Source organism: Tychonema sp. LEGE 06208 (assembly GCF_015207505.1).
Classification (GTDB): Bacteria; Cyanobacteriota; Cyanobacteriia; order Cyanobacteriales; family Microcoleaceae; genus Microcoleus.
Genome location: NZ_JADEWT010000008.1, coordinates 77,847 through 93,808, shown reverse-complemented (window position 1 = coordinate 93,808; position 15,962 = coordinate 77,847). Strand labels below are relative to the sequence as shown.

19 protein-coding genes are annotated in these 15,962 nt (G+C 45.0%); 8 read left to right on the top strand and 11 right to left on the bottom strand.

Features of this window, described 5'->3' with window-relative positions; genetic code table 11:
* Positions 1-126: 126 nt before the first annotated feature.
* The 5 genes from IQ263_RS04030 to IQ263_RS04010 all read left to right on the top strand — a co-directional run bounded on the left by IQ263_RS04030 (position 127) and on the right by IQ263_RS04010 (position 5,851).
* On the top strand, positions 127-1,866 hold the full coding sequence (locus IQ263_RS04030) for a hypothetical protein (RefSeq protein WP_194066285.1): 1,740 nt from the start codon (positions 127-129) through the stop codon (positions 1,864-1,866).
* A 403-nt stretch (positions 1,867-2,269) separates the two neighbouring features.
* Entirely contained in the window at positions 2,270-3,754 is a 1,485-nt protein-coding gene (locus tag IQ263_RS04025) for a DUF1565 domain-containing protein (RefSeq protein ID WP_194066284.1), read from the top strand.
* 131 nt (positions 3,755-3,885) lie between these two features.
* Complete coding sequence (gene psb28, locus IQ263_RS04020; protein WP_194011093.1) at positions 3,886-4,221, top strand: photosystem II reaction center protein Psb28; 336 nt, start codon at positions 3,886-3,888, stop codon at positions 4,219-4,221.
* 69 nt (positions 4,222-4,290) lie between these two features.
* Entirely contained in the window at positions 4,291-4,797 is a 507-nt protein-coding gene (locus tag IQ263_RS04015; RefSeq protein ID WP_194066283.1) for a MogA/MoaB family molybdenum cofactor biosynthesis protein, read from the top strand.
* Positions 4,798-4,918: 121 nt separating this feature from the next.
* Complete coding sequence (locus tag IQ263_RS04010; protein ID WP_228049778.1) at positions 4,919-5,851, top strand: bifunctional helix-turn-helix domain-containing protein/methylated-DNA--[protein]-cysteine S-methyltransferase; 933 nt, start codon at positions 4,919-4,921, stop codon at positions 5,849-5,851.
* Here IQ263_RS04010 and IQ263_RS04005 read toward each other — a convergent pair.
* Entirely contained in the window at positions 5,841-6,110 is a 270-nt protein-coding gene (locus IQ263_RS04005) for a DUF433 domain-containing protein (protein ID WP_194066281.1), read from the bottom strand. The two genes, IQ263_RS04010 and IQ263_RS04005, sit on opposite strands and share 11 nt — an antisense overlap.
* Positions 6,111-6,218: 108 nt before the next feature.
* The gene (locus tag IQ263_RS04000) at positions 6,219-6,368 is read right to left on the bottom strand and encodes a hypothetical protein (RefSeq protein WP_194066280.1); all 150 of its coding nucleotides are present in this window, start codon (positions 6,366-6,368) and stop codon (positions 6,219-6,221) included.
* Between IQ263_RS04000 and IQ263_RS03995 the strand changes: the two genes are divergently transcribed.
* Entirely contained in the window at positions 6,368-7,720 is a 1,353-nt protein-coding gene (locus tag IQ263_RS03995) for a cytochrome P450 (protein WP_194066279.1), read from the top strand. The two genes, IQ263_RS04000 and IQ263_RS03995, sit on opposite strands and share 1 nt — an antisense overlap.
* A gap of 161 nt (positions 7,721-7,881) precedes the next feature.
* Here IQ263_RS03995 and IQ263_RS03990 read toward each other — a convergent pair whose 3' ends face one another.
* From IQ263_RS03990 to IQ263_RS03960, 7 genes are all read right to left on the bottom strand, one after another.
* A complete protein-coding gene (locus tag IQ263_RS03990) occupies positions 7,882-8,205 on the bottom strand; it encodes a hypothetical protein (protein ID WP_194066278.1) in 324 nt (107 codons plus the stop codon).
* A 202-nt stretch (positions 8,206-8,407) separates the two neighbouring features.
* Positions 8,408-8,578 carry a hypothetical protein gene (locus IQ263_RS29725; protein WP_339384912.1) on the bottom strand — a complete coding sequence of 57 codons (171 nt, stop codon included), beginning with the start codon at positions 8,576-8,578 and terminating at the stop codon, positions 8,408-8,410.
* Between the two features lie 133 nt (positions 8,579-8,711).
* Positions 8,712-9,086 carry a DUF433 domain-containing protein gene (locus IQ263_RS03980; protein WP_194066277.1) on the bottom strand — a complete coding sequence of 125 codons (375 nt, stop codon included), beginning with the start codon at positions 9,084-9,086 and terminating at the stop codon, positions 8,712-8,714.
* Between the two features lie 85 nt (positions 9,087-9,171).
* The gene (locus tag IQ263_RS03975) at positions 9,172-10,077 is read right to left on the bottom strand and encodes a macrolide 2'-phosphotransferase (RefSeq protein ID WP_194066276.1); all 906 of its coding nucleotides are present in this window, start codon (positions 10,075-10,077) and stop codon (positions 9,172-9,174) included.
* 144 nt (positions 10,078-10,221) lie between these two features.
* Positions 10,222-11,163, bottom strand: a complete 942-nt coding sequence (locus IQ263_RS03970) for a class I SAM-dependent methyltransferase (protein WP_194066275.1) — start codon at positions 11,161-11,163, stop codon at positions 10,222-10,224.
* Between the two features lie 56 nt (positions 11,164-11,219).
* Positions 11,220-11,444: an addiction module protein gene (locus tag IQ263_RS03965; RefSeq protein WP_106148069.1), complete on the bottom strand. Its 225-nt coding sequence runs from the start codon at positions 11,442-11,444 to the stop codon at positions 11,220-11,222.
* Positions 11,445-11,486: 42 nt separating this feature from the next.
* Complete coding sequence (locus IQ263_RS03960) at positions 11,487-11,777, bottom strand: hypothetical protein (RefSeq protein ID WP_194066274.1); 291 nt, start codon at positions 11,775-11,777, stop codon at positions 11,487-11,489.
* 146 nt (positions 11,778-11,923) lie between these two features.
* Between IQ263_RS03960 and IQ263_RS03955 the strand changes: the two genes are divergently transcribed.
* Complete coding sequence (locus IQ263_RS03955) at positions 11,924-12,826, top strand: hypothetical protein (RefSeq protein ID WP_194066273.1); 903 nt, start codon at positions 11,924-11,926, stop codon at positions 12,824-12,826.
* Positions 12,827-13,230: 404 nt separating this feature from the next.
* Here IQ263_RS03955 and purU read toward each other — a convergent pair whose 3' ends face one another.
* Positions 13,231-14,085 carry a formyltetrahydrofolate deformylase gene (purU, locus tag IQ263_RS03950; RefSeq protein WP_194066272.1) on the bottom strand — a complete coding sequence of 285 codons (855 nt, stop codon included), beginning with the start codon at positions 14,083-14,085 and terminating at the stop codon, positions 13,231-13,233.
* A gap of 562 nt (positions 14,086-14,647) precedes the next feature.
* Here purU and IQ263_RS28165 point away from each other — a divergent pair.
* Positions 14,648-14,803: a hypothetical protein gene (locus IQ263_RS28165; RefSeq protein WP_228049777.1), complete on the top strand. Its 156-nt coding sequence runs from the start codon at positions 14,648-14,650 to the stop codon at positions 14,801-14,803.
* Positions 14,804-14,900: 97 nt separating this feature from the next.
* On the opposite strand, the gene thyD is transcribed toward IQ263_RS28165, so the two are convergent.
* Positions 14,901-15,827 carry a thylakoid membrane protein ThyD gene (gene thyD, locus IQ263_RS03940; RefSeq protein ID WP_194066271.1) on the bottom strand — a complete coding sequence of 309 codons (927 nt, stop codon included), beginning with the start codon at positions 15,825-15,827 and terminating at the stop codon, positions 14,901-14,903.
* Positions 15,828-15,962 lie beyond the last annotated feature (135 nt).

Sequence of the window (15,962 nt, the reverse complement as noted above, 5' to 3'; positions counted from 1 at the left end):
CTCTCCCCCTCTCCCCCTCTCCCCCTCAATCACAATACACAATCTAGATGCACAACAGCTTATGATATAGTTCTACTTTTGAGAATCAGTTATTCCGAATCTCAAATCTCAAATCTCAAATCTTAAATGGTATTAATAGCCCGCTTGCACAAGTTTCTGACGGCGACTGTGGATGAAAAATCCCGATCGCGCACAATATTTTGGTTGACCCTGAGCTTGACATTTGCCGCAATTTATGGTTTCTTAGGTATCGAGCAAGCATTCAGCGCCGAGTATGTGGTGCAAGACGATGCGAGGCAGCACGTTTTCTGGATGATGCGGTTTGTCGATCGAGAATTATTCCCCAAGGATTTCATCGCTAACTACTTTCTATCTGTCGCCCCCGCAGGATACAGCACGCTCTACAAAATAGCAGCAACAATTGGCATTCACCCGCTATTATTGCACAAAATATTGCCACTATTTCTCGGCTTAATTTCGACTTATTTCTGCTTTGGGCTTTGCCTAGAAATGCTGCCGGTGCCGCTGACTGGATTTATCGCATCTTTGCTGTTAAATCAGCATATGTGGATGACTGACGATTTGGCTTCCACAACGCCAAGAGCTTTTATCTACCCGATATTTCTCTGTTTTTTATATTACTTATCCCGGAATTCGTTGCTGCCATGTTTGGGGGCGATCGCCCTAATCGGACTATTTTACCCACCTTACGCCTTGGTGGCTGCGGGAATTTTAGTTTTGCGGCTGCTAAGCTGGGAAAACGGCCGTTTGTGCTTGTCGGGCGATCGCGCAAATCAGCTATTTTGTGCTACTGGTTTGGGAATAATCTTTTTAGTAATGCTGCCCTATGTCTTAGATAAATCAGAATTTGGCCCGACTTATACCGCAGCCGAAGCCAAGAAAATGGGAGTATTTGCACCAGACGGCAGAAATGCTTTCTTTCGTCCAAATCCGGTAGATTATTGGCTGACTGGTAGGGGTAGCGGGATGTTTCCCAAGTCGCTGTTTACGCCTGTAACTCACTGTGTGGGGCTGTTATTTCCGCTGCTGCTGTTTTGGCGATCTGCCTTTCCCTTAGCGAGTCGCATTAGTAGCAAAATCTGGCTGTTACTTCAGCTATTTCTAGCATCCTCCGTGATGTTTTTAGCGGCTCACGCCACCATTTTTAAGCTTTATCAGCCTGGACGATATACTGCCTACAGCTTGCGATTTATTATCGTGTCGCTAACTGCGATCGTCCTAACGTTAATTATCGATGGAATCTGCCATTGGGCATCAAGAACCGAAACAACATTTCAATTCAAAAATTTAGTTGTACTAATTACCACAGCCATAATACTTGTTGCCGTTGTTTTTTATCCCTGTTTTGTTCAAGACTTTCCGATAGTTGGGTATATAGAAGGTAAAATGCCCAGTTTGTACAATTTTTTTCAGCAACAACCTAAAAATATCCTGATTGCTTCAATCGCCTCCGAAGCCGACAACATACCGACGTTTAGCCAGCGTTCTGTTTTGGTGGCAAAGGAATATTCAGTGCCGTATCAAAAAGGCTACTACAGCAGATTTCAGCAGCGAGTTAGCGATTTAATTCGCGCTCAATATACGGAAAATCCGGCTGTTTTGCAAAATTTTATTAACAGCTACGGAATTGATTTTTGGATGCTCACTCGTAATGCTTTGACTCTCGAGTATGTAGAAGATTACGGCTGGATGGATGACTTTGATGGGACAGCGGAGGCGATGCTTGCTCTCAAACAAGGGAAAATTCCCGCACTAGCTCCAGCAATGACAAGTTGTGCTGTTTTTCAAAATGAAACTGTAGTAGTTTTGGAGGCATCATGTATTGTGAGAGCGTCTAAAAAATGAGTTTATATGGTGATAGTGTCCAAGGCAAAATCGAGTAAGAATAATTGCATTAAATGAGTTTATGATATTAAAATAAATTGGCGTTTATCTCTGTCCACCTGCATTATGTCTGCGGTTACTCTATCAATCAAATATTTGTTCAATTTTATCTAATATCGTGTCCGGTTGATTGACTGCAAACTGTTTTTGGTAATCGATCGCACATGAGATAAAATCTAAAATTTTATGAATGTTGTGTAGGGGCAATCCCCCCTGCGGTTGTTGCTCCTGATGGGTGATGTTGCGGATCTCCTGCAAATAAATAAGCTGCGAAATTAAAGGTGAATATAGATCCGGGGTCAGCTTAGTAGAGAATGAAAAGTGTACAAAAGCCCGATCGCACATTTATTTCTTCCACAAAAACATGGCAACAGTTTACGTCAACCCGCAAACAGGTAGCGATGGAGCCGCCGGCAGCCAATCGGCTCCCTTGAAAACGATCGCCCGCGCGATCGCCCGCGCTGCATCGGGAACAATCATTCAGCTAGCACCGGGAACTTACAGCGCAGCCAGCGGCGAAAAATTCCCCTTGGAAATTCCCTCTGGAGTCAAAGTTATCGGTAGCGAAACTAACAAAGGAAGCGGCACTCTAATTCAAGGAAGCGGCAAATTTGTCAGTCCCACCGCAGCCAGTCAAAATATCACAATATTGCTAGCAACCGATGCCGAATTGCGCGGCCTAACTGTCACTAATTTGGAGAGTCGCGGCACCGGAGTCTGGATTGAGTCAACTTCTCCCACAGTGGCTAACTGCACTTTCACGCTTTGCAAGCGCGAAGGTGTTTTTATCACAGGTTCGGCAAATCCTGCGATTCTAGACAACAGATTTGTACAAAACTCGGCGGCTGGCGTAATTGCGGCGGAAACTGCTAAAGGCGTACTGCGGCGCAATGTTTTTCAGAATACCGGTTTCGGCATTTCTCTGCAAGATAAATCTGCTCCTTTGATTGTTGACAACCAAATTTTGGAAAATCGCTCCGGTATTGTTTTATCAGGGGAATCTAAGCCGGTTGTGCGGAAGAATCGCATTGAAAAAAATACCGAAGACGGTTTGACTGCTGTGGGGAAATCGCTGCCAGATATCGGTACGGCTCAAGATTTGGGGGGCAATATTTTTCGGGATAACGGCGAATTAGACTTGCAAAACGCGACTGGGGTAAAGATTTCGGCCTTGGGAAATCAGCTCAATCCGGCGCGGGTGAAAGGTTTATTTGATTTGGGCAATGTAACGCCGACTCCGACTCCGACACCATCTCCGACTCCGACTCCTGGCGGGGTAAAATTTAGCGACACCAGCACCCACTGGGCTAAGGATTTTATCGATCGCCTCGCTAAGATGAATATTGTCAGCGGGTTTCCCAACGGCACTTTTAAGCCTGACGAGAATTTAACTAGAGCTCAGTATGCGGCTTTGCTGGCGAAGGCGTTTGAGTTGGCACCGCGCCGCGAAGCGACGGTTTTTAAGGATGTGGCGGCGGATTTTTGGGCGACAGGGGCGATCGTCAAAGCGAATCGAGGTGGGTTTTTGGCTGGATATCCCGATCGCACCTTTCGCCCGGAGCAAAATTTGACCAGATCTCAGGCTATAGTTTCTTTGGTAAACGGCTTGCAGTTGACTGGCGGCAATCCCAATTCTTTGAGCGTTTATGCCGATCGAGCATTGATTCCCAGTTTTGCCACCGACGCCACCGCCACCGCCACAGAGCGCAAAATCGTGGTCAACTATCCCGCCCGCGACAAGCTTTCCCCCGCCCGCGACATCACCCGCGGCGAGATATCCGCGCTGGTTTACCAAACCCTGGTAGCCACAAACCGGGCTGAGGCAATTAACTCTCCCTACATCGTCTAAGGCCATTGGGAGTACCCGAATCGTCTGATGATTGTCGAACTCAACATTGCGAACCCTTTTTTAAAGGCTCGCAATGTACTAAAGTGAAAAGTTAAGAAATTAAGTAATCCTTAAGGTTCGACTGTGAAATTATGGCTAAAATTCAATTTTCCCGCGGTATCGACGAAGATGTGCTGCCAGAAGTTCGCCTAACCCGTTCTAAAAGCGGAGCTCAAGGTACGGCCACATTTATCTTTGCAAATCCCAAGGCTCTCAGCAGCACCAGTACCCAAGAAATTACTGGAATGTACATGATCGACGAAGAAGGCGAAATCGTGACTCGCGAGGTTAACGCTAAGTTCGTAAATGGTCAGCCTGCGGGTTTAGAAGCTCTTTATCTGATGAGAAGTGCTGAAGAATGGGAGCGTTTTATGCGTTTCATGGAACGCTACTCCGCAGCAAACGGCTTAGGATTTAGCAAGGCATAATGGGTAGTTGGTGATTGGTAATTGGCAGAGCGCCAGTTGCCAGTTGCCGATTACTTAAGATACTAAACCATGACGCAAATTCCTCACCCAGATTTATCAAAAATAGTGGTAAATTGTGCGATTACTACTATTAGCGATACGCGCTCTGCTGACACAGATAATAGCGGATTGTTAACGAAGAAGCTGCTAAAAGATGCAGGGCACTCAGTGGTAGCTTACACTGTTGTTAAAGATGATGCGGCAAAAATTGTCTTGCAAATGCAGGCGTTTTCCCAACGCGAAGATGTGGACGCAATCATTTTTAACGGCGGGACGGGAATCGCTCCCCGCGATACGACTTACGATGTGATGGAGAGTTTGCTAGACAGGATTTTACCGGGATTTGGGGAGATATTTCGGTTTTTGAGCTACCAAGAAATTGGTTCGAGGGCGATCGCCTCTCGCGCAGTTGCAGGGGTGTATCAAGGTAAATTAGTCTTTTCTCTTCCGGGCTCTAGCAATGGTGTGAAACTAGCTGTGGAAAAGCTGATTTTACCGGAATTAGTTCACTTGGTGACGCAGTTGCGCGGTGGCTGAGGACGAAAGTTCGGGCGATCGACTGACTGCATTCACCGCAAGAAACGGGTGGCTTTGAGCGTACTCTATGGCTAAAGTGAGGAAACATCAAAATTCCCTTGACTTAGACTAGATGATTTCGATGAAAAATGCGAGTGTCTGTGCTAGCGAAGATTATCACCGGATTGCTCGGGCGATCGCCTTTATGCGACAAAACCACCTAAACCAGCCCAATCTGGCAACTGTGGCACAACACATCGGACTTAGTGAATATCATTTTCAACGGCTATTTACTCAATGGGTAGGCATTAGCCCCAAGCGGTTTTTGCAATATCTGACAGTTGAATATGCCAAGTCAAAAATCGCTCAGACGAAAAGCCTTCTAGACCTAACATTGGACGTGAGGCTATCGAGTCCCGGACGATTGCACGATTTATTTGTGAACTTAGAAGCAATGTCACCAGGGGAGTTCAAAGCAGGCGGAGCAGGTTTGCAAATTCGTTATGGTATTCATGATACTCCCTTTGGCAAATCTCTAATTGCTACAACTACTCGCGGTATTTGTAATCTTTATTTCTTGGATATAGCCGACGAACAAAGTGCCGAACAAAGACTGCGATTAACATGGAAAAACGCTGAAATCATTCGTGATGAGAAAGCCACTGAATCATGGCGCGACCAGATTTTCAATTCAGAAACTCTCAGCGAGCAAAAACCACTAACGCTCTTGGTAAAAGGCACTAACTTTCAGATTCAAGTTTGGCGAGCACTTTTGAAATTGCCGTTTGGGGCGATCGCAACTTATCAAACTATAGCTCAAATGGTAGCACGCCCAACTGCTGCTAGAGCTGTAGGAAATGCGATCGGTAAAAATCCTATCGGCTATCTAATTCCGTGTCACCGAGTCATTCGAGAATCTGGAGAAGTCGGTGGTTATGCCTGGGGAGTAGAGCGTAAAACAGTCATGTTAGGCTGGGAAGCTAGCCAGACAATCTGCGGAACTACCCTCGCAGGAATAGAGCGCTCTAACGGTGTCAATCACCCGCAGCAGACTACCTCCGCTCCTAACACATAACATCTGTGCGATCGCGCGCGGGAGTTGTTGTGCTGCGTCGCCTAAAAACTTTTAAGAACCTCATTTCCTTTGCTAATTCAAGGGCTGCGATTGTCTGTTCCCGAGTGACACTAGGAAAATGATCTAGAAATACATCTAATGAATCACCAGCCTCAAGATAATCAAGTAGGGTTTTCATTGGCACGCGAGTCCCAACAAAAACAGGGGTTCCCCCCAGAATATCGGGGTCGCTATGAATAACACGGGATGTTAATGTCATAACAAATTCAGCCAACGGGCTACCAGTTTTTACAGCAATTGTATCTTAAATTCATTTAATTTTATTGAGCATAATGCCAAACCAAACATCGCCAACACTTTTACCCGTTTAGGCGGGGAAGCTAGCCGTACAATCTGCGATCGATCCCGATCGCATTACTATTGTTGCTACTTGCCTTTGACATCGATCGCAGATTAATTTCAGGTGCAAGGTCGATCGATATAAACTAGAAGTATTGTGTATCGCTAATTTTTGCAATGATATTGCCCACCGGATCTCGTTCTCCCGCCCTGTTCCAAACTCTTTCGCTGGTAGCCGATCCGATCGCATTTTTCGACCGCAACCAAGCCAAATACGGCGATACATTTACCGCCCGCGTACTGGGGCCCGCTTCGCCCCCCGTCGTGTTCCTGGGCAATCCAGAAGCCGTTCAGGCAGTGTTTACCACCTTGGCTGATGCCTTTGAATTTGGCAAAGTCACCAACGTATTTCGCCCGCTGGTGGGAACAGAATCGCTAATTATGAACGAAGGGGCGCGACACCTGCGACAGCGACAGCTATTAATGCCGGCGCTGCATCGAGAACAGTTGCACAGTCAAGGGCACTTGATTGTGGATTTGACGCGAAAGCAAACACAGAATTGGAAAGCCCAAGATGCGATCGCCGTGCGGCAAGAAATGTCAGAAATTTCGCTGCAAGTAATCCTGCAAGTCGTCTTCGGATTGGTGCCTGGAGAGCGCTACGAACAGCTCAAACACTTGCTCAGCGAACTTTTAGAAGCAATTACCTCTGAGCTGTACTCAATCCAATTTTTCTTTGAACCGTTACAGCAAAATTTGGGTTCTTGGAGTCCGTGGGGGCAGTTTTTGCAGCAGATGGCGCAGATTGACTCGCTGATTTATGCAGAAATTGCCGAAAGGCGATCGCACCCTCTCGATGCGTCTCGCACGGATATTTTGTCAGTGTTGATGATGGCGCGCGACGAAGCAGGCGAATCCATTGGCGATCGAGAATTGCGCGATCAGTTGATGACGCTGTTGCTGTTGGGACACGAAACCACTGGATCTGCCTTGACTTGGGCGTTTTACTGGCTGCATCAGTATCCCGAATCTCTCGCGAAGTTGCGCCGCGAGTTGGATGAATTGGGAGAAAATCCCGATCCGATCGCACTTTCGCAGTCGCCCTATTTAACCGCAGTCTGCAAAGAAGCGCTGCGGGTTTATCCCATCGCCTTAATTTCGCAGCCGCGCAAGGTAAAAAGGGCGATCGAACTTCAAGGCTATACATATCAACCGGGAACCATTTTAATTCCCTGCGTGTATTTGGCGCACCGCCGCCCTGAAACCTACGAAAATCCGGCTTTATTCAATCCCGATCGCTTTTTAGATCGCAAGTTTTCCGCGTCTGAATATTTACCGTTTGGAGGCGGGAGTCGAAGCTGTATCGGGATGGCGCTATCGATGTTTGAGATGAAGCTGGTGTTAGCAACAGTGTTGTCGGCGCGCGAATTTGTCTCAAATCTCGATCGGCCAATTCGTCCGACACGCCGGGGAATAACCTTTGTTCCGCCCGATCGGTTTCGATTAACGGTTGTGGGCGATCGGCATTAGATTCACTTCAGTAAAACGCCGTGTCAAGCAATATACAGCGTATTCCAGGTTTATCAAGTACACCCAGAAACCGGGTTTCTTTACAGTTCTCGGCTATAAACTAATTCTGTTCAATAAACCCGGTTTCTCGCTCTCTACATCTACATGGAATATGCTGTATATTATTCGATGAAAATCCCAGCAACTTTGTCTCCATTCATAGTCATGTGGGCCACAAATTCATCTCCACCATCTTCAAAACTCAGCTTCCACAAATAAATCGGATAATTACCTTGTTTTATCTCACCAAAATAATTAATTGAATATCCCTTTTCCAGGCGTGAAGCGAGCTGATCGCTAACATCGTCAAACATTTTTTGTGTAATGCTCGTTTTGTAGCCTGAATCACCGACTGTGGTAAAAAGCTCGTAATTTTTCGATGCCGTGGCATCCAAAATAACCTGCAAACAATCGAGGACTTTTTGAGAGGGGGCTGTCGGGTTCATGAAGATGTCCTTCTTTTAGGGTTCGATCGAAATCTTCTAGCCTGTTGTCTAAGGCTTAATTGTACCGCTATTGCGATCGAATTAGGTAAATTGATCTCGATATCACGGAATGAATAACCGACCAACTCCCATAGTATAATTGTCAACATCTAGAACAATCTCAACAAAACGCTCAACACATCACTCTCGGCCGTCAAATTCATCAAGGGCGATCGATATCTGCAATTGTCAATACAGGAAACGAATCTGCTGTATTTTCCTCGCGCATCACCTCTTCGAGTGAATCATCACCCTTCATGTTTCGGTTGGCTGTGAGAATCATCATTTGATTTTCTTGAGCATAACACCAAACCAAACGATCGCTAGCGTCCATCGATAGTCCAGCTTCCCTAAAAGTGACAAATCGGATCGATAAGAGTTCAAGCGTTCAAGCCAGCCGAGTTTTGTCAAGATTCCCAGCAAAAGAAGAGCATAGCCGTCAAGATTAAAGTCAACTAGAAAAGTCATCATTGCTGTGCGGCACGTCTCGCTTTTTGCTCCTCAAGTTTTGCCCAAATAGCTTCTTGTCCGGGCTTGTGTGGCATCATTGCAATGCGATCGAACCTTTCGCGGTTGCGATTTTCCCAATAGGAGCGAATTTCTGCTCTTGTTTGCAATACCTGTTGATATTCAGTTTCAAGTCGATCGCGATTAGCTTCAATGTAAGACATAGCAGCGTTAATTCGATCGTCTGTGAGGTTAAATTTATTACGAATCAACTTTGGTGAATACTCAGCTTTCAGAAAATCTATAACATCATAGAGAGTCAGTCTAGTGCCAGAAATCGTCAGTCCTCGCGACGTGCGGATAATAGTCGCTTGTTTGTCAGATACCGGAGTCATACCTATAGCCTTCTATTATTTATGTATCGGATGTATATCATGCAATCGGTTGTACAGTTACAGCGGATCTAATTCACTAAACATTTTACTCCAAATCCCTCACACAAAGTGACTGTTTAGCCATTTGTTTGTACTCATCCAAACCTGACTTCAGGGCAAATTCTGCAATTGCTACGGGATAAGCAGCAGTGAGTTCAATTACATGTTCTGCCATCAGAGGCCAAACCTGCCCGCCTGCCTTGGCGTATGCTGAGATTAACTGATTGAGAGCGCCTTCACCAAACGTGTGGTAATGAGCGACAAAATCAATCGCTGGGTCAGTGACGGCTGCTTCAGTCCAGTCAATAAAACCAGTCACCTGTGCCTGTGCGTCAATAAGAATGTGTCCAGCGTGTAAATCACCATGAGTTAACACCGTTTCTTTCGACCAAATTTCATCTCTTTGGAACCATGATTGCCATCGGTTCCACAACTCTTGACCAACCCCAAACTCGTTTTTCACTGCATCCATCCTCCGCTTCATTGCCACCCGTACTTCTGTCGCTGTCTCAACGGGAATACCTACTTCGCGCGCTTTCTCAATGCTAATTTGATGCAGGGAAACTATACCTTTAGCTAGAGATTCATGGAATTTATCTGGCACATTAGTTGGGTCAATTTCCCACACATAGGCTTTGGCTTCCAAATCAATTGTACCCGCCGGCACGCCCTTTAATGCCCTGTAAGCGATGAGTTCATCTGTGGCAATAGTCCATAGCGGCACTTCCACGCTTAAAAGAGGAGCAATCAGTTCCAGCGTGCGTTTTTCCTTGTTCGCCGACGGCAAAACATCCTCCCGCCTAGGAAGACGCAAAACCCAACGTTCTCCCTCAGTGTCGGTTGCCAACACGACTTGAAAATCGAGTCCCGATTCATTAAATTGCAGTGAACTTTCTTGAATAGTCAAACCGTGCTGATGAGCTAACTCAAGCACTTCTTGCGGTGATTTCATCTTTTCGATCGACTTTTTTACTATCGAGTTTTTTACTATTGCATATCAACAATGCTGCTTGCAGCCACACAACTGTTAATATAACGCTGTTGCGATCGCATCCACTTTTTAAGTACGATCGACCGCAAACACATTCCCCCAAACCTAACTATTTACTGCTTCAGCAACAATAGTCCGGTGTCGGACTGTATTGCAAGTGATTGTCGGCATTCCAAAACCAGAATCAACCAAAGCCTGCTCAATATCCAACCCAAAATACTGATCCAAATAAGGCTCCGTACTCTTGAGCAAAGTCAAAATATAAGGAGGCATTTTAGCATAAACTTCCGACTGAGGATTCATATCCATAATTGTCAAATGTCCGCCAACACGCAGCAAACGCCTCGCTTCCCTAAATACTTCCTTCGCAGCTTTCTGCGGCAACTCGTGACAAACCAGACAAATAGAAACTAAATCAAAAGCAGCCGCAGGTAAACCAGTAGATTCAGCAGCAGCGTGTACCCAAGTCGGAGATTTTTGATTTAAAGATTCAGATTTTCTTTGTTGAGAACGGTATTGAGCAACTGCTAAAAAATAAGGCGACAAATCAACACCGACAATTTTTGCTTCCGGGTAAACATCCCCAAGCGCAAAGGTACTCATTCCTACGCTGCATCCCAAATCGACAATATCTTGCGGTGTTTTGGCAATTTGAGATTTAACGATTTCGTGATAGCTGGCGCGGAGTTTAGCATCGCCTTCTGCACCAGCTTCTGGCCAAATTCCCGCATGAACTGCACGGGCTGCAACTTCAACTTCTGTGGCAGCTTCCCAACTCATATTACCTTTTTCGTAGGCGTGAAATGAAGTTAGATAATATTTCGGGTAAACAAGATCGGGATTTTCTACGCTGAGCAATTCTGCATCCCAATTCCGGGCTAAAAGTGCTTGGGCATCTTGCCGCCAATGCACGCCGATTCTTTCGGCTCTTTTAATCATCATTTCCCGCGCTTGGTGCTTGGCTAAATCGGCCAAAGGTTTGATGGAGAGTACGCCGTTTACTAAGCGCGATGCTAATCCTGGAGTTGTGTTAACAGCAGCAGTCATATTTTATTTGTTTCTATTTGGCGATAGTTATTTTACCACGGCACTGGATTCATAGTTCATTTTCGTGCTTTGACTGAAGCTTTAACTTCTTCCCAAGTCAGCACATTTTCAGGATTTGCTTCAGAATCATTAATTCGGCGATCGAGTTCCTGCTTTTGAAACTCTGTAAGGTCGGGGTGAACCTGTTCTGCCGCTATACTTTCCAAGATTGCTTGTACAAGACGAATCCGATCTTGAATGCTGAGGGCGACGATCTGATTTAAAGTGGCTGTGAAATCCATAAATTTTAGTTAAGCGTCATGGAGGTAATGAATTAGTACATCTCAAATATAGCGGACAGGGTTTTGTCCAACAAACTGAACATTGCAATTGACAATACGCCCGTCTAAAAACTTTACAACAAGCCTATTATCCTCTTTTCTATAGCTGGCGCTTCGGTCAAATATACCTTCAATCATCTGTGATCCGACAAAGTTTATAACTTGAACATGAGTAATTCTCTGAACCCTGTCTTCTGCAATAACCCAAGCCCCAGACTCTGACTTGGCAAGCAGATCTAGCAAATTATCATCTGTTCGGACTTGAAGTGTAAGTTTTGCCATGATGACTGTCATATGTAAGTTCGCTGCTTGGGAATTATTATAACTCAAAACTATTAACCGCTGGCATCCGTCAGAATTTAGACTTTTCTGGAATCCCTTTGCCCGAAGTTGGAGTATTTGGAAGAACACTTTTAAATCTGGCTATTCAGGAGTTTGTGATGAGCAAGTCTATTGTGGAATTGGTTGACAATTTGCCGTCTTCTGGGATTACTGTGATGATGCTCAAATCCCTGGATTTTGTGGTTCCCGGCGAGTGGAACAATCTCACGGGTTTTGATAATACTATTCAAGCGGTGACAGGAGAAACCGATCGCACATTAGTCCAAAAAATTCGCAGCAGGGCGATCGAGCTTTACGCCAACTCCAACGAGCCCTATCAAGGCGCAGTCAAGCTTTACCAGCTTGCAGACAGCGCTGACAGTGCGTTGGGCGCAACCGCTATGGCAAATAAAATCGGCGAAAAAATCGGCTTTCTCTCCTTCATGAGCCGCCTCACTCCCAAGGCTGACACCACTCAAACTATAGATTTATGCGTCAAAGTGGCGATCGAACTCATAGTCTTTTGCAAGCTTAACAATATTTCCCTTAACAACGCGGGAAGCTTTGCCAATTACTTATCACAATACAAAGGCGAATCTCTAATGCGGATGGCTGCATTAGTATGCGCTGACGGTTTAATTCCCCTCGGCCCGGACTTCCTTCGAGTAGCGCAAAACACCCTAGGCGACTTAAATCCTTCAACCTTGCAGCAAAACTCAACATTCCAAAATATCAGCAACCTAATTCCCGGCGCAAATAACGCCCAAAAATTCGGATTCGTCACAACAACCTTCGCCTCAGCCCAAGGTTGGATGAACAATTTAGTGCAGTCTCGCGGCTTAACTCCCGCCACAGTTTTAGGAAATCTCAAGCAATACGTTGATGTTACCGATGACAAATTGGATTATGTCGCCGCGTTTTTGGACATGACTACCAATTATTACGAACATACGGGAATTCAGACGGTTGCTCGCCAATTGATCGATCGAGCTTATGCTGAAACATTATTCCCCAGAATGTAACCTCCTGCAATAAATACAATGCGAGGAGCTCTTTCATGCACCTCGCATTCCCCCGATTGCTGATTTTATTCTGCTTAGTCTCAAGCCGACGCGCATCTTTCTAGATGATAAGCTGTTGTGCAAATAAACATTGTATATTTTGATGACAATCAAAAATTGTCAAATCCTCTCCCCCTCTCCCCTGATCCCCATCGGACCCTCAATCGCCATACACAATATATATGAGCAACAGCTTACTGCTAGACGCAAGCACAGTCAAAAACCGGGTTCTTTTACAAAAATTCACAGCTTATAGTCGCAAAATAAAATAAAAAACCCGGTTTTTTTGCCTCAAAGCGACTTACTTCGTCGCCCAAAAACCTTACCTGTGAAGTAACCTAAAAAATGTGAATAAAGTTCAAGAATTAAGCAAAAACAACAGTGCGATTGCCATAAACTAAAACACGATTTTGTAAATGATATCGCACCGCCCTTGCCAAAACAACTCTTTCTAAATCTTTACCTTTGCGAACTAAATCCGACACTGCATCGCGATGACTCACGCGCACAACATCTTGCTCAATAATCGGGCCAGCATCTAAATCGGGGGTAACATAATGAGCTGTTGCACCAATGATTTTTACCCCTCTTTCATAAGCCCTTTCATAGGGATTTGCCCCTATAAATGCTGGCAAAAATGAATGGTGAATATTAATCACGTTGGGAAATTTTATCATAAAATCTTGACTTAAAATTTGCATATACTTCGCCAAAACCACTAAATCTATGTTATAATTTTTAAGAACTTCCAACTGTCGTGCTTCTTGAATAGCTTTATTGTCTTTAGTGATGGGAATATACTCAAAATTTATACCATATTGTGCAGCAATAGGTTTTAATTTTTCATGATTACTAATAATCAGCGGGATTTCACCCCAGATTTCTTGAGAGCGCTGCCGCCAAATCAAGTCTAACAAACAATGATCTTGACGACTTACCCAGATCGCAATCCGTCTAACTTTTGAGGAGAAATGTAATTGCCAATTTGCTTGTAAATCCTTGGCGATTTCACTAAAAGCTGGTGTGATTTCTTCGGTTTTCAAGTCGAAATCGTCTAATTGCCATTCCAGACGACTTAAAAACAATCCTGCGGTAAAATCAGTATGGTGATCCGCATGAATAATATTGCCATTATGGGAAGCGATAAAATTAGCAAGTAAGGCGACAAGTCCTTTGCGATCGGGACAGGAAATTAAAAGGGTTGCAGTAGGGCGAGTCATGGTAGAATTACAAAAAGTTTAAGTTTTTAATCTCACTTGATTGTATCAGGATCAGCGTGATATGGCGATCGCCAATCATTAGTTATCTCATGTTACCTCGTTCCCAGGCAGAGCCTAGGAACGCTGATACTTTGGCTCCGCCTCGTCTTAACCATCTAAAAAACCCTTGATTGCCACAATGGGAAGAAGTAGATACCAAGTAATATATTCCGAGAACTAACCGTACTTTGTCACCTGTACAATTATCAACTAGATTCCTGTATTCATTCAGCCAGAAATAGTACAAATAGTCTGAAATTTCTCAAGTTTTATGCAACGGTAGAAGCGCTTGGCTTTACAGGGTTACGTACTGATGGAAAATCATTTGCATTTAATCGTAACTTCTTCAGAAATGTCAACGCAAATAAGGAATTTTAAATCATTTACTGCTCGCTCCATAATTGACTTGCTTGAAAAAAATAAAACTACCAACATCCTGGAGCAACTCGAATTCAATAAAAAACTACACAAAAAAGACCAAAAATACTAGCTATGGCAAGAAGGGTTTCACCCACAAGCTATTTTGAACGAGGAAATGCTGTTGCAAAAATTGGAGTACATTCACAATAATCCTGTCAGGCGCGGCTATGTGGACGATCCAGCTTGTTGGAGATATTCTAGTTATCGCAATTATCTCGATCGCGATGGATTGTTGGTAGTTGATTTGATTGATTTTTGAGTCGGATGATTTATTTATTTGAAGGAGCGAGGCTGAGCCAAAGCATCTGCGTTCCCAGGCTCTGCCTGGAAACGAGGGATATCTAAAAATCCAGGATTTAATTACCAGCTAAAATCTCTTCGAGTGCTAATTTTAGCGTCGGATACTGATATTGAAAACCACTAGCTAAAGTTTGTTTTGGCAAAACTTTCTGCCCTTCCAAAACAACTTTAGCACCGTCTCCCAACAGCAATTCTAAAGCAAAACTTGGCACGGGCAACCAAGAAGGCCGATTTAAAACTTCCCCTAAAGTTTGGCACAATTCATTCATCCGCACCGGATTCGGTGCTGTGGCATTCAAAACACCTTCAACTTGCGGATTTTGCAGGGCGTACAAAATTAAATCAACCACATCCTCGCGATGAACCCAAGAAAACCACTGTTTTCCTGTACCAATTGGGCCGCCAGCAAATAGTTTAAAAGGTGGTAGCATTTTAGCCAGGGCGCCTCCCATTCCCAAAACTATCCCCAGCCGCAAAATTGCTAGCCTTGTACCGGCATTTTTTGCAGGTTGCGCCGCTGTTTCCCACTCTTTGCAGACTGTTGCTAAAAAATCGTTTCCCGCAGGGCTGTTTTCGTCAAACTCGGCGGTTTCGCTGGTGCCGTAATAGCCGATCGCCGATGCGCTAACAAACACCGATGGTTTAGGATTAGCATTGACGATCGCCTCTACCAATTTTTCCGTCGTCAGTTTGCGACTGTCCAAAATCGCTTGCTGGCGCGCCGGAGTCCACTTTTCCTCCGCAATCGGCACCCCAGCTAAATTGACAACAGCGTCGCAGCCCGCGATCGAGTTTTGCCAATCACCAGACTCCGCCGGAGTGTAGGCGACTACTTCTAAATTCGGATAAGCTGAAGCCGGAAAAACTCGCCCAGCCTTGGCCGCATCCCTGCTCAAAACCACCGCTTGATGTCCGGCGGCTTGCAGTTTCTCCACCAGCCGGCTACCTACAAATCCCGTTGCTCCCGCGATCGCTACTTTCATCTTTCTTCCCGCACTTGATATCAACAGCAGTTTACACGATCGTCCAAACTTGTTTTGGATTATACAAAATTGACAGCCCCCTCGATCGCCTCCACACCAGCCAACTAGATTTTCATTAAACTGATAAAGGACGCG